The following is a 24,983-nucleotide window of genomic DNA, read 5'->3' on the forward strand; positions in this document are numbered from 1 at the left end:
GTCCTTGGCTCATGCCGCCGCCCGCTGCCGTACCCGCGGGTCGAGGAGCGCGTGGCAGAGGTCGACCAGGATGTTGAGGGCGAAGATGGCCAGAGCGGTCACGAGCACGGCCGCCTGGAGCACCGCGAAGTCGCGCTGCAGTACCGAGTCGATCATGAGCTTGCCGATACCGGGCCAGCCGAAGATGGTCTCCACGACGACCGCCCCGTTGACCAGCCCCACGGCCAGATCGCCCGCGACGGTCAGCGCCGGTGCGGCGGCGTTGCGCAGGGCGTGCCCGAAGACCACCCGGAGTTCGGAGGCTCCCTTGCCGCGCGCCACCTTCACATACGGGGCGGACAGCGCCGAGACCATGGCGCCGCGCACCACCTGGACCAGCACGCCGAACGGGCGGATGAGCAGGGTGGCCACGGGCAGCACCCACGCCGCCGCGCCGCTCGTGCCGGAGGTGGGCAGCCAGCCCAGGGTGACGGCGAAGACCAGCACGCCCATGATGGCGATCCAGAAGTCGGGGACGCTGGCGGCCGTGGAGGACAGGAAGCTCGCGATCCGGTCGGTCGCCGAGTTCGGGCGGTAGGCCGCCAGACTGCCGATGACCACCGCGCCCACGATGGCGAGCAGCATCGTCCAGCCGGCCAGTTGGAGCGTCGCGGGGAAGGCCCGCAGGACGGCCTCGCCCGCCGGCTGGGCGGTGCGCAGCGACTCGCCGAAGTCGAGGTGGGCGACCTGGCCGAGGTAGTCGCCGAACTGGGTGATGAGCGGTTCGTCCAGGCCGTTGCGGGCGGCGAACTCGGCCCGCATCTCGGGCGTCGCGCTCAGCGGCAGATACAGGTTGGCGGGGTCCCCGGTGAGGCGGGCCAGGAAGAAGACTCCGAGGACCACCACGAGCAGCGGGATGACGCTGGAGACCGCGCGGCGGCGCAGCAGGGTCAGCACGTGTTGTCCTCCCTCAGTCCGCGCGGCGCATGTCGGCGAGCCGCATCTCGTCGTTGGTGGCGGAGTCGGGCCGGTAGCGGACCTTGGGGGAGAGGGCCAGCAGTCCGGTCATGTTGGCCATGACGGCGTCCCGGACGACCTCGTCGTTCTGGTGGGTGAACGCGTCCGCGAACGCCTTCTGCCGGTTCCCGCCCGACGCGAGCTGCGCCTCCTCGATGAGCGTGTCGAGTGCCTCGGTGCCGTAGCTGCTCTGGGCGCCCTCGCTGCCGTAGATCTGTCCCATCGTGAACGCGGCGTCGCCCGCCTGGTTGCCGTGCTGGGCCTGGAGCAGGGTGGGGCCGGTGTCGCCGGCGGGAAAGGGGCGCAGCAGGTACTCCAGCCAGGCGTTGACGTCCAGCATCTTGATCCTGACCTTGAGCCCGGCCTTGATCAGACCGTCCTGGACGACCTCCATCGCCTCGGCGGCCTTCGGGTAGATGCCGTTGCGGCCGACGAGGGTGATGGTGGTGCCGGTGCGGACTCCGTCGGCGCGGGCCTCGGCGACGAGTCTCCGGGCCTTTTCCGGGTCGAACGGCCACGGCTTGATGCGCGGGTTGTAACCGGTGACGCCCTTCGACACGAGCTGCCCGCTTGGCCGGCCGGCGAAGACGGCGGTGACCAGCCCCTCCCGGTCGATCGCGTAGTTGACGGCCCGTCGGATCCGGATGTCGTCCAGGGGTGCCTCGGTGGCGTCCATCCGCAGGTAGGAGACCTCGTTGGTGGCGAACTCGACGGCACGGTCACCGGCCCCGTCCTCGGGAGCGAGCCCGATCGCGACATCCGCCTCGTTGTTGGTCACCATGGCCGCCCGCACACTGCCCTCGGCGCGCCAGACATAGGTGGCGGCGGCGAACTCGGGGGTCTTGCCCCAGTAGCCGGGGAAGCGTTTCAGCCGCAGGTGACGGCCCTGGTTCCAGTCGTCGATCCGGTAGGGCCCCGTGCCGACCGGCTCGCGCACCCGGGAGTCGGGGTCGGTGCTCGTCGGCACGATCTCGACGAAGGACAGACGCAGCGGCAGGATCGGGTCGGGCTTCGCCGTGGTGACCCGGAGCGTGGTGTCGTCGACCGGCGTGGCGGTGAGCTCGCTGTCCGCGAAGATGTAGCCGTCGACGTTGCAGTCGATCTTCGAGTCCGTGGCGCGCTCGATGGAGAACGCGGCGGCGGCCGCCGTGAAGGGCGTCCTGTCGTGGAAGCTGACGCCCTCGCGGAGGGTGAAGGTCCACGAAGTGGCCGAATCCCGGGTCCACTTGGTGGCGAGGGCGGGTTCCAGGCGCCCGGTGGACGGTTCGCGCTCGGTGAGCGCCTCCGTGATGTTGGCCCGTGTGACCCGGCCCGTCGCGGTCAGTGAGGCATCACAGGGTTCGAGGGTCGGCGGTTCCTCGGGAAGGACGATGCGCAGGGTGTCCGGACCGCCGCCGATGGGGTCGGCACCTGCCACCGAGCAGCCGGAGACGGCGAGCAGGGCGGCGAGGGAGGCGACGATCGGACGACTGCGGGTAGTGCCTGAACCGGTCACTGCGCCTCCGCGCTCGCTCGCGTACACAACAGAGAACGTCGTTTAGATATGTGGACAGTGGGTGGATGGTCATTATTGAGGTGGCGAGGCGGAACGCGTCAAGGGGTGTGCGTCGGTTCCCAACTCGCCTTACCTCTTGACGTGTTGATTGCCGTCCTAAAACATTCGGGAAACTCGATTGGTTCTGCGCGGTTCTGTTCGCTCCCGAAGGGAATTCATGTCCAGCAGACATCGCCTCGCCCCGGCCTTGGCGGTAGCCGTCCCCCTGGTACTCGGCGCGGGACTCGTGACCGTGCCTCCTGCCGCTGCCGCCGAACCGCCCGGCAGCGCGGTCACGGTACGGATCGACCCGTCCTACCGGCAGCAGGAGTTCGAAGGGTGGGGGACGAGCCTCGTCTGGTTCGCCAACATCACGGGCCGCTACCCGGAACCCATCCGCCAGAAGCTCGCCGACATGCTGTTCGGCGAGGACGGCCTCCGCCTCAACATCGCGCGCTACAACATCGGCGGCGGCAACGCGCCCGACGTCCGCAAGGACTACATGAAGACCGGCGCGACGATGGACGGCTTCTGGAAGGCCCCCGCGGGCACCACCAGGGAGGACACCGACTGGTGGAACCCCGGCGATCCCGAGCACTGGGACTGGTCCGCCGACCCGGGACAGCGCTGGTGGGTGGACCGGGTCAAGAACAAGGTGACCAAGTGGGAGGCCTTCAGCAACTCGCCGCCCTGGTTCCAGACCGTCAGCGGCTATGTCTCGGGAGGCTTCGACGCCAACACCGACCAGATACGGCCGGACCGCGTCGACGACTTCGCCGCCTACCTGGTCAAGGTGACGGAGCAACTGGAGAAGAGACACCGCATCAAGTTCGACACCCTCGCCCCGCTCAACGAGCCCAACACCAACTACTGGGGCACCCAGCTCGGCCCCGACGGACAGCCCACCGGCGGCCGCCAGGAGGGCGCCCACGCCGGCCCGGAACTCCAGCAGAAGGTCGTACTGGCCGTGCGCCGCGCCCTCGACAAGGCGAAGACCCGCGCCGCCGTCTCCGCCATGGACGAGACCAACCCGAGCACCTTCGTCCGCAACTGGAACGCCTACGACGACTCCGCTCGCGCCGCAGTCGACCAGCTCAACGTGCACACCTACGGCACGGGCATGCGCACCAGCGCCCGCGACAGCGCCAAGGCCGCCGACCGGCCGTTCTGGATGAGCGAGGTCGAGGGCACCTGGGGGACCGGCACCGACTTCACCGGCATGGAACCGGGGCTCGGCATCGCCACCCGGGTCGTCGAGGACATCCGGGAACTCGAGCCGTCCGCCTGGGTGTTGTGGCAGCCCGTGGAGGACTCCATCCCCCAGGCACAGGCCGGCAAGAACTGGGGCAGCATCCACATCCCGTTCAACTGCACGGCGAAGGACACCCTGGAGACCTGCCCGATCCGGGCCAACACCAAGTTCCACACCCTGCGCAACTTCACCCATCACATCCGCCCCGGTGACCACTTCGTGAAGGCCGACGACCCCTCAAGCGTCGCCGCCGTACGGAAGTCGGGACGCGGAGCGACCGTGGTGCACGTCAACAACGGCACGTCCCCGCGCACCGTGACCCTGGACCTCTCACGTTTCGGGCGCGTCGCACCCGGCGCCAAGGTGACCCCCGTGGTGACCAGCGCCGACGGGGCCCTCGTCCGCGGCACACCCGTCAAGGTCAAGGGCGACTCCGCTACGGTGACCGTGCCCGCCAAGTCGGTCACCTCCCTCCTCGTCGACGGTGTCTCCGGCACCGCCAAGGACGCCGCGCTCGTCCAGCCCGGCCACGTCTACCGCCTCCAGGGAGCCCAGAGCGGCAAGTTGCTGGCCCCGTCCGCCGACGGCGACGGCGTCGTCGTCCGTACGGCCGACCCGGCCGCCAAGTCCCAGCTGTGGTCCGTCAAGCAGCTGACCAAGGGCGACGGCAACCGGGAGCGCTACGTCCTCGTCAACGCCGCCACGGGCACGCGCCTCGCCCTGCGCGACGACGAAGCGGTGCTGGAAGAGAGCGACACCCCGGCCGCGCAGTGGATCATGTCGACCACGGGTGACGGCACCTGGACCTTCGTCAACGCCGCCACGGGCCGCCTGCTCGACGTAGTCGGCCAGTCGACCGGGGACGGAGCCCGCGTGTCGGCCTTCCTGCCCACTTCCAACGCCAACCAGCGCTGGGCCGTCACCGACGAGACGGTGCTCCGCACGCAGCAGGCCAAGGCGTTCACCGTCCCCGGCCGTACGCCCGAACTTCCCGGGACCGTGACGCCCGTCTACCGGGACGGCGCCCGGGGCTCGCTCCCCGTGCGGTGGACGCTGCCCTCCGAGTCACGCTGGCGCGAGCCCGGAACCGTCCGGGTCAAGGGGCGGGCGACCGACGCGCTCGGCCGGACCGTCCGGGCCGAAGCGGTCGTCACCGTGGACACCATCGCCTCGACGCAACCGGCCCGGGCCAAGACCTACACCGGCGGGCGCCCCGATCTGCCCACCACGGTCACCGGCATCGGACGGCACGGCGGAACCGCAGACCTGCCGGTCACCTGGGACCCCGCACCCGGCGGCGCGTTCGACGACGCCGGCGTGGTGACCCTGCGCGGCACCGCCCGGGTCCCCGGCGGAACGACGGTGGCGGCGGCCGTACGCGTCCAGGTCACCGCACCCCGGGAGACGAACACCGCGCTCGACGAAGGCGTGACGGTCGGCGCGACGTACACCGAGGGCGGCTACTCCGCCGAGGGCCTGCGCAACGGCAACACGTCCGAGAAGGCCTGGTCGAACTGGAGATCAGGCACGAAGAACCCGTCCGACACCATCACCTTCACCCTGCCCGAGGCACGCGATCTGACCCGGGTCGTGACCCACTTCCACCGCGACGGCTCCAACCTCAGCTTCGCGGAGTCCCTCAAGGTGCAGGTGCGCGGGACCGACGGCACCTGGGCCGACGCGAGCGACGAGGTCGCCGTGGGCTCCGAGGGAACACCTGTGATCGACGTCCCGGTACGCGCCACCGGCCCGGTGACCGGGGTGCGCGTGGCCATGACGGCACGCCCGGGCGGCTACATCACCCTCGGAGAGATCGAGCTGCGCGCCAAGGCACCGGGGACCTCCGCGGACGCCGGGGCCGCCTCGATCGAGGTCGACGGAGTGCCGGTCGGCGGCTTCGACCCGGACCGCACGAGCTACCGCGTGACCTCCGACCGCCCGGACCGGGCGAGGATCACCGCGACGGCTCGCGACCCGTACGCGAAGGTGACCGTCCGCAAGGAGACCTCACGGGCCGCCGTCGTGACCGTGGGAAGTGAGGACGGCTCGCGGACACGGGAGTACAGGATCGAGCTCTCTGACTCCTGACGCGTGAAAGCGCGGGGCCCGCACGCCCCGCGCTTTCACCGGACCACCGGGATCAGACGGGATCAGACCGCCGGAGCCGGGTACGTCGGGTACTCCACGCCGGACACGTGCTGCACGACACGGATGACCTGGCACGAGTAGCCGAACTCGTTGTCGTACCAGAGGTAGAGGATCGCGTTGTCGCCCTCGACCTTGGTGGCGCCGGCGTCGACGATCGAGGCGTGGCGCGAGCCGATGAAGTCGCTGGAGACCGCGTCCGGGGCGCTGATGAAGTCGATCTGGCGCTTCAGCGGCGAGGTCAGCGAGACGTCACGGAGGTAGTCGAGAACCTCCTGGCGGGTGGTCTCGCGCGCGAGCTGCAGATTGAGGATCGCGATGGAGACGTCCGGCACCGGCACCCGGATGGAGCTGCCGGTGATCTTCGCCTTCAGGTCGGGCAGCGCCTTGGAGACGGCGGAGGCGGCACCGGTCTCGGTGATGACCATGTTGAGCGGCGCGGAGCGGCCCCGGCGCTCGGACTTGTGGTAGTTGTCCAGCAGGTTCTGGTCGTTGGTGAACGAGTGGACGGTCTCCACGTGACCGCGCTGGACCCCGAACTCGTCGTCCATCGCCTTCAGCGGCGGCACCAGCGCGTTCGTGGTGCACGACGCGCAGGACAGGATCTGCTCGTCCGGCTTGATCGTGTCGTGGTTGACGCCGTGGACGATGTTCGGGACGTCGCCCTTGCCGGGCGCGGTCAGCACGACCTTGTCGATCCCGGGGCGCAGGTGCTGCGACAGGCCCTCGCGGTCGCGCCACTTGCCGGTGTTGTCGATGAGGATGGCGTCCTTGATGCCGTACGCCGTGTAGTCGACCTCGGACGGGTCGTTCGCGTAGATGACCTTGATCTCGTTGCCGTTGGCGACGATCGTGCTGTTCGCCTCGTCGACGGTGATCGTGCCCTGGAACTGGCCGTGGATCGAGTCGCGGCGCAGCAGCGAGGCCCGCTTGACGATGTCCTGCTCGCCCCCGCCCCGGACGACGATGGCCCGCAGCCGCAGACCGTTGCCCGAGCCGGACTTCTCGATGAGCAGCCGGGCCACGAGCCGGCCGATGCGGCCGAAGCCGTACAGGACGACGTCGCGGCCCTCGCGGCGCTCGATCTTGTTGGCCCCGGTGGCACCGGCGACGGCCTCGGCGGTGAACTCCGCGATCGACAGACCGCGGTCGTCCTCGCGGTACGTCGCGGCGAGCATGCCGATGTCGATCTGCGACGGCCCGAGGTCGAGCTCGGCCAGGGTCTTGAGGAACGGCAGCGTCTCGGTGACGGAGAGCTCCGCACCGGCGATCTGACGGGCGAACCGGTGGGTCTTGAGGATGCTGACCACCGACTTGTTCACCAGGGAGCGGCTGTGCAGCAGGACCGTCACGTCCCGCTCCCGGTGCAGCTTCCCGATGATCGGGATCATCGACTCCGCGATCTCCTCGCGGTTCTTCCAGTTGGTGAACGAGTCGTCGTTGACAGTCACAGATCCATCTTTCGAGCTAGGCGGCGCTCATATGTTAAACCGTCGATTTCCCGATCATGAACGGGGTGCCTCCGGAGCCTTCCGCGAGCCCCGGACGGCATGGCCTGAGACGATCGAAACGGAGCTTCCGCGCGAAAGGGACGCTCATGGAGTACGACGATGTCGCCGACGAGCTGTACGCCCTGCGGCCGGAGGAGTTCACCGCGGCCCGCGCATCCGCCGTCGCCGCCGCCCGTACCGCCGGTGACCGGGACCTCGCCGAGCGGATCGGCGCGTTGCGCAAGCCCAGCCTCGCGGCCTGGGTCGGCAACCTCCTGGTCCGGAGCCTCCCCGGCGAGGTCGAGCCCCTGCTCCGCCTGGGGGAGGGCCTGCGGCAGGCCCACCACGACCTGGACGGCCCACAACTGCGCGAGCTGAGCCGGCAGCAGCACGCGATCGTCCGTGCCCTGTCCGCGCAGGCCCGGCAGCTCGCCGCGGAGGCCGGTCATTCCATCGGCGACGGCGTGCAGCGTGAGGTCGAGAACACCCTGCACGCCGTTCTGGCGGACCCCGAAGCCGCCCGGGCCTGGGCGAGCGGCCGGCTGGTCAAGCCGCTGAGCGCCACCGTCGGCTTTCCGGCCGTCGGGGAGCGTGCCGTCGCGGGGAGCGGGGGAGTCAAGGGGCAGAGCCGCTCACCCGCCGAGGCCGCCCCTGCCCGTCCGGGCCGCAAGGACGACGGGCAGCAGCGGAAGCGAGTGGCCGAGGCCCGGCGGGACGCCGAGGCCGCCGAGCGGGAGCTGCGGGCGCTGCGGGACGAGGCGGCGGCCGCCGGCCGGGCGGTACAGGAGGCGAAAGAGCAGGTGGACGGCCTCCAGCGACGCGTCGGCGAGCTCACCGAGGAATTGGAACGCGTCCGGGGCGAGCATGAGCAGGCTCGCTTCGCCCAGCGGTCGGCCCGGGAACGGGCGCGCACGGCGGACCGCCGCGTCCGCGAGGCCGATCGCAAGGCCGCCACGGCCACCGCCAAGCTCGAACGCCTGACCTCCACGAACGCCTGAGCCTCTGTCAGAGGGAGAGGGCGCCGGTGAGGAGGGCGCCGGCGGTCATCACGAGTGTCGTGGCGAAGGCCCAGCGGAAGATGAAGCGCTGGTGCTCGCCGAGCTGGACACCGCTCATGCCGACCAGGATGAACGTGGAGGCGGTGAGCGGGCTGAGCGGGAAGCCCGTCGTCATCTGGCCGAGGATGGCGGCCCGGGCGACCTCCGCCGGGTCGGTGCCGAAGCCGTGCGCCGTCTCGGCGAGGACCGGCAGGACACCGAGGTAGTAGGCGTCCGGCGTGAAGACCAGGCTCAGCGGCATGCCCGTGACGGCCACCAGCACCGGCAGATGGCCACCGAGGGAGTCCGGGATCACGGACACGAGCGCCTCGGCCATCTCGTCGATCATCCCGGTCCCGGTGAGGACTCCGGTCAGCACCCCGGCCGCGAAGATCATCGTGGTGACGAGGACGACGTTCTTCGCGTGCTTGTCGAGCAGCGCCTGCTGCTGTTCCCACCTGGGGTGGTTGACCAGGAGGGCCACCGCGAACCCGAGGACGAACAGCACCGGCAGCGGCATGACCTCCAGGATCAGGGAGACGACGAGGACGACGGTCAGCAGCAGATTGAAGACGGTCAGCCAGAGCCGCGGCGTTTCCGTGACCCGGACGGCGCCGGGTCCGTCACCGGGCGCGGTCGCGGGAGCCGGCTCACCGACGACGGCCTCCTGGCCCGGTACCGCGAGGGCGCCCAGGCGCTTCCGCTCCCGGCGGCCGATCAGCCAGGCCGCCACCAGGACCCACCCGATGCCGAGGCCCATCGCGGGCAGTACGGGCGTGAAGACGTCCGAACTCTCCAGCTTCAGCGCCGCCATGGCACGCACCGTCGGCCCGCCCCAGGGGACCATGTTCATCACGCCCGCACCCAGACAGACGACCCCGGACAGCACCAGCGGACTCATGCCCAGCCTGCGATAGACGGGCAGCAGTGCCGAGACGGTGATGAGGAACGTCGAAGCCCCGTCGCCGTCCAGGGCCACGCACAGCGTCAGGACGGCCGTGGCGACGGTGATGCGCAGCGGATCGCCCTGGGCCATCCGCAGCAGACCGCGGATCAGCGGATCGAACAGGCCCGCGTCCACCATGAGGCTGAAGTACAGAACAGCGAAAGCGATCATGATGCCGGTGGGCGCCACCTGCGACAGCCCGTCGAGCACCATCCCGCCCAGCTCGCCCGCGAAGCCACCCGCCAGCGCCGCGAGCACCGGAAGCACCACCAGCGCGACCAGGACCGAGACGCGTCTGGTCATGGTGAGCAACAGGAACAGGGCGATCGTGGCGAAGCCCAGGGCTGCCTGCATGGTGGCGCTCGCTTTCAGAGCGGGGCGTACGGGGATAGCCGAGAGTGTCCGAGCACCGGAAGATCCCTGTCCAGCATCAAACCGGGATCTGTTCATGCGATCCGCGCATCAATCAGCCCGCGCTGACGTACGCTTCCCGGCCATGGAAGCCACCTTGCGACAGCTCTCGGCGTACGCGGCCGTCGCCCGGGCGACGAGTTTCACCGCGGCCGCCGGCCAGTTGGGCGTCTCCCAGTCGTCCCTCAGCCGCGCGGTCGCCGATCTGGAACGGCAGGTCGGCGCCCAGCTCCTCGAACGCGACACCCGCAACGTGCAGTTGACCGCCGCCGGTGCGGAAGCGCTGCGGATCGCCGAGCAGATCCTCAGCGCCCACCGGGCCGGGATGAATGAGCTGGACCGCTTCCTGCTCGGCGATTCCGGCACGGTCGCCGTCGCCACCCTGCCCTCGGTCGCCGCCGTGCTGCTCCCGCAGGTCATCTCCGGCTTCCGCGAGGCCCGGCCGCGGGTGGCCGTGCGTCTGCTCGACGGCCTGGAACGCGCGGTGCTCAACCGCGTGCTCTCCGGCGACGCGGACTTCGCGATCACCACGGTAGGGGTGCCGCCGGACCGGCTGGAGCACCGTCCTCTGGTCCGGGACCGCTTCGTCGCGGTCCTGCGCGAGGACCACCCCCTCGCCGAGCGTGACGAGGTCGGCTGGGCGGACCTGGCTCGCGAACCGTTCCTCGCCGTCGGACGCGACTCCAGCGTGCGGCGGCTGACCGACGCCGCCTTCGGTCAGGTCGACGCACATGCCGTACCGGCGGCGGAGGCCGGCGGTGTCGCCACGGTGGGCGGACTGGTGGCCGCCGGACTCGGTGTGAGCGCGCTGCCCGCTCTGGTACTGCCCCTGCTGGGCACGGGCCCCTTCGCCTTCCGGCCGCTCGTCGACCCCGTGGTCGACCGGCGCCTCGACATCGCCCTGCGGGCACGGCGCACTCTGCCCCGCGTCACCGAGCGCTTCCTGGAGACGCTCGAGGACTTCCGAGCCCAGGGCAGGGAACTGCCGCCCGGGGTGTCCTGGTCCTGAGGCCGCCTGGAGGCTCCTATTCATGCGTCAACCGCATTGATTGATGGCCTTCTTTTGCTGGACAGGCATTTCTGCGCGTCGGCAGTCTGAAGAGCCGGACCAGTTGAGCCGAGGGGACGCATCAGTGTCGGACGAGGACAAGCCGAACGCCACCGGGCAGGGACAGTTGCGCGGACTCAAGGTGGTCGAGTTCGCCCATGTGGTGGCCGGTCCGCTCGCGGGTTCGATGCTCGCCGACCAGGGCGCGGACGTCGTCCATGTCGAACCACCGGGCGCCGGTGACGCCGCCCGCGCGATGGGGCCCCGGCGCGACGGTGTTCCGCTGTGGTTCAAGGTCGCCGGCCGCAACAAGCGCTCCGTCACCCTCGATCTGCACCACGAGGCGGGCCGTGGGGTCGCCCACCGTCTCGTCGCCTGGGCGGACGTCGTCATCGTCACCCTGCGCGCCGGGCGGCTGCGCGACTGGGGCCTCGACTGGGAGGCCGTACACCGGATCAACCCCAAGGCGGTCCTGTTGCAGATCTCCGGCTTCGGCGCCACCTCCAGCCAGGCCGACGCCCCCGGCTTCGGCAAGATGGGCGAGGCCCGCAGCGGCGTCGTCCACCTCACCGGTTCCCCCGACGGTCCGCCCGTCCACACCGGCTTCTCGCACGGCGACGCCGTGACCGGCCTCATGGGTGCCTACGCCGTCCTCGCCGCCCTCCACCGGCGTGACCACGACCCCGAGTTCGACGGCGAGTGGATCGACCTCGCCCTGTTCGAGCCCCTCTTCCGGCTCGTCGAGTGGCAGGTCATCGTCCACGACCAGCTCGGCACGGTGCCGCAGCGCTCCGGCAACCAGCTGGCGGTCGCCCCCGCCGCGGTGATCAACACCTACCGCTCCCGCGACGAGCAGTGGATCACGGTGACCTCGGCGACCCTGCGCTCGGTACGCAACGTGGCCCGGCTGCTGGGCCTGCCTGAGGAGGAGTTCGCCACGTCGGAGCAGCAGCACGCACGACGCGGGGAGTTGGACGAGGGACTGCGGACCTGGGTGGCGGAGCGCTCCGAGGCCGAGTGCCTGGAGGCGTTCGCCCGCGCCGAGGTCGTGGCCTCCCGGGTGTTCGACGCGGCCGACATCGCCGCCGACCCCGTCTACGCCGAGCGCGACGACATCGTCACCGTCGACGATCCGGATCTGGGCGAGGTACGTATGCAGGCGGTCATCCCGCACTTCCGGCAACGCCCCGGCCGTATCTGGCGCACCGGCCCGGCGCTCGGCCAGGACAACGACCTCGTGTACCGGGACTGGCTCGGGCTGAGCGACGAGGAAGTGGCGGAGCTGGAGAAGAACGATGCCGTCTGAAGGCTGTACGCCCACGACCGGGCCGGCCGTCACCAAGGCCCCCACCCGGCCCCCGGCCCGGACCCCCTTGCGCTCCCTGCTCTTCGTCCCCGGCCATCGCACCGACTGGCTCCCCAAGGCCCGTGCCGTCGGCGCCGACGCCGTCATCCTCGACCTGGAGGACGCGGTGCCCGCGTCCGACAAGCCGCTCGCCCGCGCCCGGGTCGCCGAGGCGCTGGCGGAGGCCGCCGCGGAACCGGCCGGCGCCATGGCCCTGTTCATCCGGATCAATCCGCTCGACGACTGGACCGCCGCCGAGGAACTGCGTGCCGTCGTACGCCCCGGAGCGGCCGGGATCGTCCTGCCGAAAGTGCACACCGCCGCCGACGTACGGCTCGCCGACCGCCTGATCACCTGGTGCGAACAGGAACACGGCCTTCCCGTCGGCACGACGACCCTCGTCCCCCTGCTGGAGTCGGCCCGCGCGCTCCACGACGCCTACGACATCGCCGCCGCGGCCCCCCGGATCGCACACGCCGGTGCGCTGACCGCGCCCGGCGGAGACGTGGAGCGCGCCGTCGGCTACCGCTGGAGCCCCCAGGGCACCGAGACCCTGGCGCTGCGCTCCCGCGTACTGCTCGACGTCCGCGCCGCCGGAGCGCCGTACCCGGTGACCGGACTGTGGACGCACATCGCCGACCTGGCGGGCCTGCGCGCCTTCGCCGAACAGAACCGCGCACTCGGCTACGAGGGAATGATGGCCATCCATCCGACCCACATCCCCGTGATCAACGAGACCTTCGCCCCCACCCCCGAAGAGCTCGACCGCTGTGCCCGACTCGTCGCCGCCGTGGAGTCGGCCCAGCGCACCGGCACGGGCGCGCTCACCTTCGAGGGGCAGATGGTCGACGAGGCCATGGCGGCGACGGCACGTGCAGTGCTGACACGCCACGGGCACAGCTGACACCCGCGCCGACGGCGCCTCACGGCACAATCGCTGTGACGGAGTTCACAAACCTGCGATGAAGCCCGCCACACAAGGCCTCACGAAGACGACACCAAAATTGAACCGTTCGTTTTCTTGAACTAGTCGTGTTTGTGGCGCTAGGTTGTGCGGCATGACCGCATCCCAGAACCCGACCACCGCCGAGGAGCTCCGCGGTGCCGGCCTGCGGGTGACGGCCGCCCGCGTCGCGCTGCTCGAGACCGTGCGGGACGGTGACCACCTCGGCGCCGAGGTCATCGCCTCCGAGGTGCGCGGCCGCGTCGGCCACATCTCCGTCCAAGCCGTGTACGAGGGGCTTCACGCACTCACCGCGGCAGGACTCATACGCCGCCTCGACCCTCCCAACAGCCCGGCTCTCTACGAGGGACGGGTCGGCGACAACCACCACCACCTCGTCTGCCGGTCGTGCGGGGCCGTCGCCGACGTCGACTGCGCGGTCGGCCACGCCCCCTGCCTGACCGCGTCCGACGACCGCGGCTTCGCCGTCGACGAGGCCGAGGTCATCTACTGGGGCCTGTGCCCCGCCTGTTCAACGGCCGGCAGTTCCTGAGCACCGTGATCCACCCGAGCACCGTGATCCACCCGAGCACCGTGATCCACCCGAGCACCGTGATCCACCCCGTCCGGAAGGATTTCCATGACTGAGAACCACGACGCGATCGTCACCGACCCGAAGTCGGAGGAGACGGGAGGCGGCTGCCCGGTCGCGCACGGCCGCGCGCTGCACCCGACCCAGGGTGGTGGCAACCGCCAGTGGTGGCCCGAGCGGCTCAACCTGAAGATCCTCGCCAAGAACCCTGAGGTGGCCAACCCTCTCGGTGGGGACTTCGACTACGCCGAGGCCTTCAAGAACCTCGACCTCGACGCCGTCAAACAGGACATCGCCGAGGTACTGACCACTTCGCAGGACTGGTGGCCGGCCGACTTCGGCAACTACGGCCCGCTGATGGTCCGTATGGCCTGGCACAGCGCGGGCACCTACCGCATCAGCGACGGCCGCGGCGGCGCCGGCGCCGGCCAGCAGCGCTTCGCCCCGCTCAACAGCTGGCCGGACAACGGCAACCTCGACAAGGCCCGCCGTCTGCTGTGGCCGGTCAAGAAGAAGTACGGCCAGTCCATCTCCTGGGCCGACCTCCTGATCCTCACCGGCAACGTCGCCCTGGAGCAGATGGGCTTCGAGACCTTCGGCTTCGCCGGTGGCCGCGCCGACGTCTGGGAGGCCGAGGAGGACGTCTACTGGGGCCCCGAGACCACCTGGCTCGACGACAAGCGCTACACCGGCGACCGCGAGCTGGAGAACCCGCTCGGCGCCGTCCAGATGGGCCTCATCTACGTCAACCCCGAGGGCCCGAACGGCAACCCGGACCCGATCGCCGCGGCCCGCGACATCCGTGAGACGTTCCGCCGCATGGCGATGAACGACGAGGAGACCGTCGCCCTCATCGCCGGTGGCCACACCTTCGGCAAGACCCACGGCGCCGGCCCGGCCGACAATGTCGGCGCCGACCCCGAGGCCGCCTCCATGGAGGAGCAGGGCCTGGGCTGGAAGAGCACCTACGGCACGGGCAAGGGCGGCGACGCCATCACCTCGGGCCTCGAGGTCACCTGGACCAGCACGCCCACCCAGTGGAGCAACGGCTTCTTCAAGAACCTCTTCGAGTTCGAGTACGAGCTCGAGCAGAGCCCCGCCGGCGCCAACCAGTGGGTCGCCAAGGACGCCCCGGAGATCGTCCCGGACGCCCACGACTCGTCGAAGAAGCACCGTCCGAAGATGCTCACCACCGACCTGTCGCTGCGCTTCGACCCGATCTACGAGCCCATCTCCCGCCGGTTCTACGAGAACCCGCAGGAGTTCGCGGACGCCTTCGCCCGCGCCTGGTTCAAGCTGACCCACCGTGACATGGGCCCGAAGTCCCTGTACCTCGGCCCGGAGGTCCCGGAGGAGACGCTGATCTGGCAGGACCCGCTGCCCGAGGCCGAGGGCGAGACCATCGGCGCCGAGGACATCGAGACCCTCAAGACCAAGCTCCTCGAGTCGGGTCTGTCCGTCTCGCAGCTGGTCTCCACCGCGTGGGCCTCGGCGTCCACCTTCCGCGGCAGCGACAAGCGCGGCGGTGCCAACGGCGCCCGTATCCGCCTGCAGCCGCAGCGCGGCTGGGAGGTCAACGAGCCCGACGAGCTGGCGCAGGTGCTGCGGGTCCTCGAGGGCATCCAGCAGGACTTCAACTCCGGCGCCAAGAAGGTCTCCCTGGCCGACCTGATCGTCCTCGGTGGCTCCGCCGCCGTAGAGAAGGCCGCCAAGGAAGCCGGCTTCCAGGTGCAGGTTCCCTTCGCCGCGGGCCGGGTGGACGCGACGGAGGAGCACACCGACGCCGAGTCCTTCGAGGCGCTCGAGCCGACCGCCGACGGGTTCCGCAACTACCACGGCAAGGGCAACCGCCTGCCGGCCGAGTTCCTGCTGCTCGACAGGGCGAACCTGCTCACCCTGAGCGCTCCCGAGATGACCGTCCTGGTCGGTGGCCTGCGTGTCCTGGGCGCCAACTACCAGCAGTCCCAGCTCGGCGCCTTTACCAAGACGCCCGGCTCGCTGACGAACGACTTCTTCGTCAACCTGCTCGACCTGGGCATCGAGTGGAAGTCGACGTCCGAGGACCAGACCACCTTCGAGGGCCGCGACGCCGCCACCGGCGAGGTCAAGTGGGCCGGCTCCCGCGCCGACCTGGTCTTCGGCTCGAACTCCGAGCTGCGCGCGCTCGCCGAGGTCTACGCGAGCGACGACGCGAAGGAGAAGTTCGTGAACGACTTCGTCGCCGCGTGGGTCAAGGTCATGAACCTGGACCGGTTCGACCTGGTCTGATCACCTCCGTCTGACAGGACGCCCCGGGCCGGCCGGCCCGGGGCGTCCTGCTCCGCTTCTGAGGGATCGTCAAAGGCCGTTCAAGGTAAGAACATCACTTACCCAACTCTCACCATGAAAACGGCAAGGAACGGGGCCGGGACGGAATCCGGGCATACGTTCTGCTCGTGAACACAGATTCCACTGCCCACAGAGGCGCCGGCCGTGAACCGCACCCCTTCGCCGGTCCACGGCCGACCACCGGCGGTACCGTCCGCCGCACCCTTCTGCGCACCGCGCTGACCGGGGCCGCAGCCCTCGGCGCGGGCCTCGGCGCCCCCCGGCCGGCCACCGCCGCCCCCGGCGCGCCCCACGCCCCCGGATCGCGGCCCAGCACCCCGGCCGAGGCTCTCGAAGAGCTGGCCGCGGGCAACCGCCGCTGGCGCGCCTGCCGGGAGCGCCACCCGCACGAAACCCCCGAGATCCGGAAGACGTTGGCCACCGGCCAGCACCCCTTCGCGGTGGTACTCGGCTGTATCGACTCCCGCGTGCCCCCGGAGCTCGTCTTCGACCAGGGGCTGGGGGACCTGATGACCGTACGCACGGCCGGTGAGGTCCTGGACGAGGCCGTACTCGGCAGTGTTGCCTTCGGCGTTCTGGAACTCGGCATACCCCTGGTCGTCGTCCTCGGCCACCAGTCGTGCGGGGCGGTGCGGGCCGCCGTGGAGGCCGAGCAGTCCGGGAGCCACCTGCCCGCGCACATGCAGTACCTGGTTGACCAGATAAGCCCGGCCATAGACCACGGCCAGGAAGGCGACGCCCGCATCGACGCGACCGTCGACGCCAACGTCCGGCTCGTGCGCTCCAGGCTGGCGGCGGAACCCGACCTCGCCGCCAGGATCACCACGGGCAAGCTGGCGATCGTGGGCGCACGCTACGAACTGACCGACCAGACCGTCCACCGGGTCCGTTGAGACCCCGCCCGGTCCGCCGCACGCCGCGGAGGACCGGGCAGCCGGGTCACGCCTCCAACGGGTTGAAACGCGCCGCGGCCATCAGATACCAGGCGGTCGCCCCCGTGTGCCGGTAGGGGTAGTAGCCGAAGCCGAACCCCGTATCCAGCGGACTGCTCGCGGACACCACCCCACAGCGCTCGGCAAGCGCCCGGCCGCCGACGGTCTGACCGCCGCCCAGCAGATCCTGGGCCTGCTCGATCGAGGCGATCAGGCGCCGGGCGTGTGCCTCGTCACCACGGCCTCGCCGGTCCCGCAGGGCGAGCGCGAGGTGCGCCGTCCCCTCGAACCACACCCCGTTGCGATCGGGCCTGGGCTGGCCCTCGGCGATCGGCGCGTCCTCGTTCGCCACGAGACTCGCCGAGCTGAAGGTGACACCCTCGTACGACTGCCCCGCGGGCACCGTGCTGTTCGCGCGCCCGGCGTGATCCAGCACGGCCAGCTCGCCCGCCGCCCAGTCCAGCGAACGCGAGTGGCCACGGCCACGGGAGCCGAGGGCGAGATGGGTCCAGGTCTGTGTGTCCTCCGGCACGGGGGACTTGTTGACGGTCACGCCGTCGTTCGTGCCGGTGTAGAAGAAGCCCCCGGACGGCTCCCACATCCGCCGCACGAAAGCCTCGGCCCGCCCGCGCCGCTCCAGCCACACCCGGTCCCCGGTGAGCCGGGCCAGCCGGCCGAAGAGACACACCAGGTCCGTGTTGTGCTCGGTGGAGGTGAACGGCAGCTTCTGGTTCGCCCCGTCCACCCCGAACTTGTAGCCGCCCAGGGGCTCGTCGGTCCGGCCGTTGCGTTCGATCCACTCGCCGATCCGTACGGCGCCGGCGAGGAAACGGCGCTCCCCGGTACGGCGGGCGAGCGCGCTCAGCGCGATTCCCGCCCAGGCCATGTCGCCCACCGCCGTGCCGGTGAAGCCGAACTGGGTACCGACGTTGGCGGTGCCGTCCGCCCGCACGAAGCCGTCGGGCTGCGGTGAGCCGTCGTAGAAGGTGTACGGCCCGACGTTGTAGGCCTGCCGGAGCCGGCCGTCGTCGTACGCCGGGTCGTGCGACTGCGCGTGGAGCAGGGCGTCACCCAACACCGTGGCCCTGGCCCGGCCTTCCGCGGTCCGGGCCGCGAGGTGGGCCAGGATCGCCAGGGCGTTGTCGTAGGTGAACGCGGTGCTGAACAGACCCGCCTGGTCGGTGTAGCTCTGCGTCAGGCGGACGCGGCCGTGGTCGGGATAGGCGTCCATGGCCGCGGCGAGGAAGGCCCGTCCCCGAGCCGGGGCCGATCCCCGGCCGGCGCCGGGCGAACCGGCCGCCAGGGCCTGCCCGGAGCCGGCCGCGGTGAGCCCCGCGGCACTGATGCCGAGTCCGGCACCGATGAGCGAACGCCGGCTGAACGCCGGGCCTTGTCTGCCAGTCATGGGTCTCCCTTGAGAGCGCTCTCAGCACACACTGCGCGCTCATTCTGCTGACGCCCTTAAGGCGGGTCAACGCCCCTGCGGCAAAGGAGAGTTCCCGGCGGACACGAACGGCGGGTGGATCACTCGCACACGATCTCGTCACGCGGCGTGTAGTGCGTGCGGTACGGCTCCCTCTTCACTTCCCGGCCGTCGTTGTAGAAGATTCGTTCCACGGTGACGTCGAACCCTTCGAGCGGCGTCTGCGGCACACACTCCTTGTCCTTGCTCACCTTCTTCGACGGCTTCTTCACCTCGGTGCGCGGCCCCTTGACCGACTTGATCTCGTCGTACATACGGGTGCCGAGGAAGGAGACCGTCACGGACGTGTCCGTGGACTCGGCCCGGATGTAGATCGCTTTGCCGGAGTCGTTGGTGAATCTCAGGTCCAGGCTGCCCCAGGCGACCGTGGCCTCGCGGCCCTCCGGGTAGCGCTCGATGTAGAAGGAGTGCGCGCCGTGCTCCACGGGCTTGACCCCGGCGAAGAACAGCGCGTTGTACATGGTCGTCGCGACGGCTGAGACGCCGCCGCCGGACGCCTTCGTGAACTGGTCGTCGAGGATGATGATGCCCTCGACGAAGCCGTTCTCCTCGGTGCGCTCGCCGACGGTCCGGTTGAAGCTCCACGTCTCGTCCGGCTCGACTACGGAGCCGTTGATGAGTTCCACCGCCCGGCCGATGTTCTTCGTGCGGTACTCGGCCGGTTCGAAGTGAACGGTGAAGGAGGACATCTTCTCCGTCAGTCCCAGCTCCGGGGCGTTCTCCCGGGTGATCTCCGGCTGGGTCTCGCGTACGGCCACCTCGGCGCCGCGGTCGGCGCCCGAGCGTGTGAGCAGCGGCAGCACCGCCTTGCCCAGCGCCTTGTCGGTGACCTCCCGGCCCACCCGGGCGTCCTCTTCGACCACGACCTTGTCGCCGTCTGACCCCAGCTTCGCGTTCTCGGCGGTGGTGGTGACGTCGTCCAGCGGGCCGGCCACGGCGGGGTCGGCGCGCAGCCCCTTGGCGTCCAGTTCCGGTCTCAGCCGGCCGTCGCCGTCCGGCCGCATGGCCAGATGTTCGCCCAGCACGTCCTGGCCGACCGTGAACCGCCTGCCGCCCGCGGTGAGCGTGACAGGCGCCGACACGGCCGGCTCCGCGAACGTACGCACCGCCCGCCCGACCTCGTCGGCCGTGACCTTCGGGCGGGTCTCCCGGGCGGGCAGCGATGTGACCGCGTCGGCGTCCCCGCGCAGGAAGGAGGCGCGCAGGGGACCGACCGCGGCGTTCACGTCCAGCGCGTACCCCGTGCGCGGCGCGACCTCCTCGACCCGCCCGCCGTCGAAGGAGACGGCACCGTCACGGACCTTCTGGTCGAGCCCCTTCGCCAGCCGCCCGAGGGCCGCCCGTGCCTTGTCCTCGTCCAGGCGTACGACCGGCTCGATCATGCCGCCCGAACGGAAGAAACCGCCGAACACGCTGAGCGGATCGGCACCGGTGCGTGCGGCCCGGTCGACGGTCTCCCGGACATCGAAGGAGAGCCCGGCGCGCCGCGGATCGACCGTGCCCGTGCGCTCCCCGACCTTCACGGACAGGTCCCGCGCGCCGTCCGCACCCAGCCGCCGCTCCAGCTTCCGCACCGCCTCGGCGCGGCTCAGCCCTCCGATCTCCACCCCGCGCACGGTCGTGCCGGTGTCGATCTCCCCGCCCGTGAGCATCAGCCCGGCGAGATACAGACCGCCCACCCCCACGGCCAGCGCGCCGCCGGCCAGGGCGAGGGGCGGGAGGGAGGTGATGCGCGGAAGAGACTCTATTCGGGGGCGCATGGGTCTCCTGAAGATCGATACGAGGGTGCACCCGATGACGCGACGCTGCTGCGGGCAAACACGTCAAGCTATTCACAACCGGACGGCAAACCGGTATGGCCCAGACCACTTATGTCCGAGATCATGTCTGAACCGGCGGGAACGCCCGCCCTGCCCCGCCACGGCCACAGAGTGGTAACGACGAACAACGCTCCGGTCGTTGACGCGGTCTAGGCCACCATGAAGATCTCTTTCCTGATCCACAACGCCTACGGAATCGGAGGCACGATCACCACCACGTTCAACCTGGCCGGGGCCCTCGCCGAGCGGCACGACGTGGAGATCGTCTCCGCGTTACGCCACCGGGAGCACCCCAATCTCACCCCGCACCCCCGGGTGCGGCTGCGGCCGCTGGTGGACCTGCGCAAGGAAGCGGACCATCCGCTGCACCAGAGACCGGCGCGGGTGTACCCGCCCGCCGAGTACCGCCACCACCAGTACAGCGAGCTGACCGACCAGCGGATCGGCGAGCACCTCGAGTCGCTGGACGCCGACGTCGTCATCGGCACCCGCCCGGGCCTCAACGTGCACATCGCACGCCAGGCCCCGCAGCACATCCTGCGCGTCGGCCAGGAGCACCTCACCCTGGACAACCACTCGCCGCGGCTGCGCACCGCGCTGCGGCGCGCCTACCGCCGCCTGGACGTCGTCACCACCGTCACGGAAGCGGACGCCGCCGCCTACCGGCGCAAGATGTGGCTGCCCGGGGTCCATGTGGAGGCCCTCCCGAACAGCGTCCCGGACCCCGTGCTGCCTCCCGCCGACGGCACCGCCAAGATCGTGATCGCCGCCGGCCGGCTCGTGCGGGTGAAGCGCTACGACCTCCTCATCGAGGCGTTCGCCCAGGTCGCCGCCGCGTTCCCGGAGTGGCAGCTGCGCATCTACGGCAAGGGCGAGGAACAGTCCGCGCTGCGGCAGCTCATCGAACGCCTCGGACTGTGGAACAACGTGTTCCTGATGGGGGCCGCCACCCCCATGGAGGCCGAATGGGCCAAGGCCTCGATCGCCGCGGCCACGTCCGACTTCGAGCCGTTCGGCATGACCATCGTCGAGGCGATGCGCTGCGGACTGCCCGTCGTCAGCACCGACTGCCCCCACGGCCCCGCCGAGATCATCAAGGACGGCGCCGACGGCCGGCTGGTGCCGGTCGGGGACCGCGACGCCCTCGCCTCGGCCCTGCTGGAACTCGTCGGCGACGACGAGCGCCGCCGCCGCATGGGCCGCACCGCCCTGGAGAACGCCCACCGCTTCGCCCCGGTCCCCGTCGTCGCACAGGCCGAACGCATCATCCACGAGGCCATGACGGCCAAGAACACGGGCCGGCGGGCCACCGGGCACCGGACGGACAGCCCGCTGGCCGGACGCGGCCACGCCGCCCGCGACCTCGCCCACACCGCGGCCGCCGGCGCCCTGCGCGCGATACGGAAGGGACAGCGATGACCAAGCACCACGACACGCCCCCGCGCACCGACTGCGCCATCGACACGGACGGCCGGATCACCTTCAGCCTCCCCCCGGCCTCGGCCGCCGGCCCTCGGCTGCTCCTGGTGCTGCGCCCCAAGAAGGGGCGGCCCGAGACCACCCGCCACCACCTCGAGCTGGCACCCGACCCCGCCGACGGCAGGCGGCACGCCGTACTGGAGCCGCACCAGGCCCTCGACGAAGGCCGCTGGGACCTCTTTCTGCTGCCGGAACCGGGCGCCGAACGGCGGCGGCTGCGCCCCGGCCTGCGGGACCTGCGCGTCCTCGTCGACGGACACCTGCGCGACCGGCCCTCGCCGGTCGCCGTCCGGATCCCGTACGTCACGAAGGACGGATTCCTCGCGCTGCGGGCCTGGCTGCGCACCGCCCACGCCGAGGCCCGGACCATTGACGTCACCGAGAAGGCCATCACGGTCGAGGCCCGCCTGCACGGCGCCCGGCTCCACGAGGACGCCACCGTCCGGCTGCGCCTGCGCGGCAGCGACTCCGTACGGAGCATCCGCCCCCGGCTCGACGAGGACGGCAGGGGCTTCTCCTTCACCGCCGGCCGGCAGGACCTGGCGGTCGACGGCGGGGGAACCGGCCGGTTCTGGGACGCCTTCGTCCGGCCCACCGCCGACGCCCGGCCGATCAGGATCGGCCGGCTCCTCGACGACGTGGCGGACCGCAAGCACGTGTACGTCTACCCGGCCGTCACCGTGGACGGAACCGCCGCGCGTCCTTACTACACCGTCGACAACGACCTCGCGATCGAGATGACGTAAGCAGAATGCCGATATGCCCGAAATGAAAATCCATGGAGTTTCGGGTGGGTATTTCGTCACAGCGCAGCGACAGGCGTGTGTGGATTTTGTGTAATGCGACGGCAAAAAGGTCATGCGCTGGTTCTCAACAGCCGCAAATCGGAAGGGGACTTGCGGCTATAACCAAACTCAAGTACCTAGATGAATCATGAACCTGTTCAACCGCGTCGTGTCGTCCCGCCGGCAGGCGCCGCCCGTCCCCCCACAGCGTCCGGCCGGCGCACCGGCATCCCCCACCGCCGTGCTGCCGGACCCCCACCTGACGAACCTCACCGGTGAATGGGTCGTCGACCCCGCGCACAGCAGGATCGGCTTCTCCGTCCGGCATGCCATGGTGACCACCGTGCGCGGCTGTTTCCTGGAGTACGAAAGCCGGCTCTACTTCGACGCGCACGACCCCGCACGGTCGCGGGCCGACATCACACTGTTCACCTCCAGCGTCGACACCGGCGTGGAACAACGCGACGCCCACCTCGTCGGCCGCGACTTCCTCGACGCCGCGACCTATCCGCGTATGCGCTTCACCAGCACCGCCGTGGAACAGACGGGCTCGGACCTCTTCCGCATGTCGGGCGAGCTCACCATCAAAGGCGTCTCACGACCCGTCGTACTGGATTTGACCTACATCGGACACGTCACCGACCCCTTCGGATACGAAAGGGCCGGATTCGACGGCACCACCACCATCAACCGCTCCGACTGGGGGCTGACGTACAACAGCAGGCTGGCGGAGGGCGGCGCGATGGTGAGCGAGAAGGTGCGCCTGCAGCTCGATATCGCCGCCATCCGGATGGCCCCGTCGGCCGGCTGACACTGCGGGTGCGGCCGTACGGCTCACGACGCGGTGCCGGCCCCGGTCACGACCCGGAACGTGGCCGGGCCGAGTTCGAGGACCCCGTCGCTCAGCGGCGTGCACCGCACACCGCCCCGCCCGCGCAGGGCCCGCTGGGCGCCGGGGCCGATCGTCACGTCCATCCAGGCGCAGGGCCGGGCGGGCCGGTGCACGGCGAACTCCACCGGCCCGCCGCCGCAGTCCAGCGAGATCGTCGTACCGATGTACGCGTCGATGTCGATGCCGGCGAGCAGGATGTTCCGGCGTGTGTGCCGAAGGTCGGCGTCCTCCGGGAGGCTCTCCGAGGCCATGATGGTCACCGACGCGTTCCGGTGGGCGGGCCGGGCGTAGTAGCGGTCGCCGACCAGCCCCAGACCGCGGCGCACCTCCGCCCGGGGGACGCGCTCGTCCGACGGGCCGGGGGAGGGCCCGTCCGACGGCCGTCCGGCCAGCCGGTGTGCGGGCGACACCAGCAGCTGCAGCACCTCCACCTCGGTCATGACGCCCAGCCTACGTCTCGGTGACGGGGCGGCCCCGGGTCCGTCACTCGTCCTTCCTCCGCCCGAGCCCTCCCTCCTCCAGGGGGGTCCGGCCGTCCGCCGACTCGCCCGCGGTGAGGTGCTCCAGGACCTCGACCAGTTCCTGGCACGCGCGCTCCACGGAATGCCGGGTGTTGATCTGCTCGGTGATCACGGCCGACAGGATGAGCGCCGTCAGGGCCATCGCACCGTTGAAGGCCTGCAGCTTGAGCATCACCTCCACGCGGCTGAGCCCGTCGAAGGCCCCCACCCGGTCGGTCGCCGCGACCGTGACCACGATCGAGGCGAAGAGGGCGCACAGCATGCTGCCCGCCAGCTGGAACCGCAGAGCCGCCCAGATCAGCAGGGGATAGACGAGGAACAGCAGACTGAGCCAGCTGTGCGCGGACAGCGGCACGACACAGCAGGCGATCAGCGCCAGGCCCGAGGCCTCCTTCCAGCGCGCCAGCCGCAGGGGCGGACGGAAGCGAGCCACCAGGAGCAGCACCGGGGTGACGATCAGCACCCCCATCGCGTCACCCACCCACCAGGCCAGCCACACGGCCCAGAAGCTCGGCCAGTCGAGCTTGCCCGTGGCGATCAGGAGGCCGGCGCCCACGGTCGAGCTGATCAGCATGGCGGTGAACGCCCCGAGGAACACCAGGGCGAGACCGTCCCGCAGCCGCGCGAGGTCCGTACGGAAACCGGCCCGGCGCAGCAGCAGGTACCCCACGATGGGCGCCGCCGTGTTGCCCGCCAGGACGCCGAGCGCCGAGGGCGTGACGGAGGTGAGGGACACGATGACGAGAAAGGCCCCCAGGGCGATCCCCGGCCAGCAGCGCAGCCCCAAGATCAGCAGGAAGGCGACCGAGACGCCGGTGGGGGGCCAGATGGGTGTGACGACCGAGCCCTCGACGACCAGCTCCCGCAGCAGGCCCAGCTTCCCCGACGCGTAATAGCAGGCGGCGACGGCCAGCGTCTGCAGAGCGAGGACGACCGGCGTACGCAGATCCTGGCTACCCACCACAGCAGCCATCAGACACCGAGGCCGCCGCGTCGGCGAGGTG

General features: G+C 70.6%; 19 protein-coding genes. 11 read left to right on the forward strand and 8 right to left on the reverse strand.

The genetic code is table 11. The features are described 5' to 3' along the window. Positions 1-9: 9 nt before the first annotated feature. Positions 10-936: an ABC transporter permease gene (locus AC07DF_RS10485; RefSeq protein WP_478969085.1), complete on the reverse strand. Its 927-nt coding sequence runs from the start codon at positions 934-936 to the stop codon at positions 10-12. Between the two features lie 13 nt (positions 937-949). Further along, positions 950-2,491, reverse strand: coding sequence for an ABC transporter substrate-binding protein (locus tag AC07DF_RS10490; protein WP_478969087.1), 1,542 nt, complete (start codon positions 2,489-2,491; stop codon positions 950-952). 217 nt (positions 2,492-2,708) lie between these two features. Here AC07DF_RS10490 and AC07DF_RS10495 point away from each other — a divergent pair, with 217 nt between their 5' ends. Beyond that, positions 2,709-5,870 carry an RICIN domain-containing protein gene (locus tag AC07DF_RS10495; protein WP_478969089.1) on the forward strand — a complete coding sequence of 1,054 codons (3,162 nt, stop codon included), beginning with the start codon at positions 2,709-2,711 and terminating at the stop codon, positions 5,868-5,870. A gap of 62 nt (positions 5,871-5,932) precedes the next feature. Here the strand turns inward: AC07DF_RS10495 and AC07DF_RS10500 are convergent, their stop codons facing one another. Further along, a complete protein-coding gene (locus AC07DF_RS10500; RefSeq protein WP_478969091.1) occupies positions 5,933-7,378 on the reverse strand; it encodes a glyceraldehyde-3-phosphate dehydrogenase in 1,446 nt (481 codons plus the stop codon). Between the two features lie 146 nt (positions 7,379-7,524). On the opposite strand from AC07DF_RS10500, the gene AC07DF_RS10505 reads away from it, so the two are divergent. Beyond that, positions 7,525-8,415: a hypothetical protein gene (locus AC07DF_RS10505; protein ID WP_478969093.1), complete on the forward strand. Its 891-nt coding sequence runs from the start codon at positions 7,525-7,527 to the stop codon at positions 8,413-8,415. A 7-nt stretch (positions 8,416-8,422) separates the two neighbouring features. Here the strand turns inward: AC07DF_RS10505 and AC07DF_RS10510 are convergent, their stop codons facing one another. Beyond that, positions 8,423-9,754 (reverse strand): CitMHS family transporter, encoded by a 1,332-nt coding sequence (locus AC07DF_RS10510; RefSeq protein ID WP_478969095.1) that lies wholly within the window; start codon positions 9,752-9,754, stop codon positions 8,423-8,425. A gap of 142 nt (positions 9,755-9,896) precedes the next feature. Between AC07DF_RS10510 and AC07DF_RS10515 the strand changes: the two genes are divergently transcribed. The 6 genes from AC07DF_RS10515 to AC07DF_RS10540 all read left to right on the forward strand — a co-directional run bounded on the left by AC07DF_RS10515 (position 9,897) and on the right by AC07DF_RS10540 (position 16,960). Next, positions 9,897-10,820 (forward strand): LysR substrate-binding domain-containing protein, encoded by a 924-nt coding sequence (locus AC07DF_RS10515; RefSeq protein ID WP_478969097.1) that lies wholly within the window; start codon positions 9,897-9,899, stop codon positions 10,818-10,820. A 124-nt stretch (positions 10,821-10,944) separates the two neighbouring features. Beyond that, positions 10,945-12,165 (forward strand): CaiB/BaiF CoA transferase family protein, encoded by a 1,221-nt coding sequence (locus AC07DF_RS10520; RefSeq protein WP_478969099.1) that lies wholly within the window; start codon positions 10,945-10,947, stop codon positions 12,163-12,165. After that, positions 12,155-13,108 (forward strand): HpcH/HpaI aldolase/citrate lyase family protein, encoded by a 954-nt coding sequence (locus AC07DF_RS10525; RefSeq protein WP_478969101.1) that lies wholly within the window; start codon positions 12,155-12,157, stop codon positions 13,106-13,108. Before AC07DF_RS10520 ends, AC07DF_RS10525 begins: the two co-directional genes overlap by 11 nt. A 154-nt stretch (positions 13,109-13,262) precedes the next feature. Next, positions 13,263-13,700, forward strand: coding sequence for a Fur family transcriptional regulator (locus AC07DF_RS10530; protein ID WP_478969103.1), 438 nt, complete (start codon positions 13,263-13,265; stop codon positions 13,698-13,700). Between the two features lie 87 nt (positions 13,701-13,787). Further along, positions 13,788-16,007: a catalase/peroxidase HPI gene (katG, locus tag AC07DF_RS10535; RefSeq protein ID WP_478969105.1), complete on the forward strand. Its 2,220-nt coding sequence runs from the start codon at positions 13,788-13,790 to the stop codon at positions 16,005-16,007. 167 nt (positions 16,008-16,174) lie between these two features. Next, complete coding sequence (locus AC07DF_RS10540; protein WP_478969107.1) at positions 16,175-16,960, forward strand: carbonic anhydrase; 786 nt, start codon at positions 16,175-16,177, stop codon at positions 16,958-16,960. 46 nt (positions 16,961-17,006) lie between these two features. Here the strand turns inward: AC07DF_RS10540 and AC07DF_RS10545 are convergent, their stop codons facing one another. Next, positions 17,007-18,404, reverse strand: coding sequence for a Tat pathway signal sequence domain protein (locus tag AC07DF_RS10545; RefSeq protein ID WP_478969109.1), 1,398 nt, complete (start codon positions 18,402-18,404; stop codon positions 17,007-17,009). A gap of 119 nt (positions 18,405-18,523) precedes the next feature. After that, the gene (locus tag AC07DF_RS10550; protein WP_478969111.1) at positions 18,524-20,242 is read right to left on the reverse strand and encodes a VanW family protein; all 1,719 of its coding nucleotides are present in this window, start codon (positions 20,240-20,242) and stop codon (positions 18,524-18,526) included. Between the two features lie 219 nt (positions 20,243-20,461). On the opposite strand from AC07DF_RS10550, the gene AC07DF_RS10555 reads away from it, so the two are divergent. From AC07DF_RS10555 to AC07DF_RS10565, 3 genes are all read left to right on the forward strand, one after another. After that, the gene (locus AC07DF_RS10555) at positions 20,462-21,721 is read left to right on the forward strand and encodes a glycosyltransferase family 4 protein (RefSeq protein WP_478969113.1); all 1,260 of its coding nucleotides are present in this window, start codon (positions 20,462-20,464) and stop codon (positions 21,719-21,721) included. After that, the gene (locus AC07DF_RS10560) at positions 21,718-22,527 is read left to right on the forward strand and encodes a transferase (RefSeq protein WP_478969115.1); all 810 of its coding nucleotides are present in this window, start codon (positions 21,718-21,720) and stop codon (positions 22,525-22,527) included. The genes AC07DF_RS10555 and AC07DF_RS10560 overlap by 4 nt, the downstream gene beginning before the upstream one ends. Before the next feature lie 187 nt (positions 22,528-22,714). Further along, the gene (locus AC07DF_RS10565) at positions 22,715-23,377 is read left to right on the forward strand and encodes a YceI family protein (protein WP_478969117.1); all 663 of its coding nucleotides are present in this window, start codon (positions 22,715-22,717) and stop codon (positions 23,375-23,377) included. Between the two features lie 23 nt (positions 23,378-23,400). Here the strand turns inward: AC07DF_RS10565 and AC07DF_RS10570 are convergent, their stop codons facing one another. After that, on the reverse strand, positions 23,401-23,898 hold the full coding sequence (locus AC07DF_RS10570) for a molybdenum cofactor biosysynthesis protein (RefSeq protein ID WP_478969119.1): 498 nt from the start codon (positions 23,896-23,898) through the stop codon (positions 23,401-23,403). 43 nt (positions 23,899-23,941) lie between these two features. Beyond that, entirely contained in the window at positions 23,942-24,943 is a 1,002-nt protein-coding gene (locus AC07DF_RS10575; RefSeq protein WP_478969121.1) for an MASE1 domain-containing protein, read from the reverse strand. Positions 24,944-24,983 lie beyond the last annotated feature (40 nt).

The sequence above is a fragment of the Streptomyces sp. NPDC044719 genome (genome assembly GCF_056433405.1).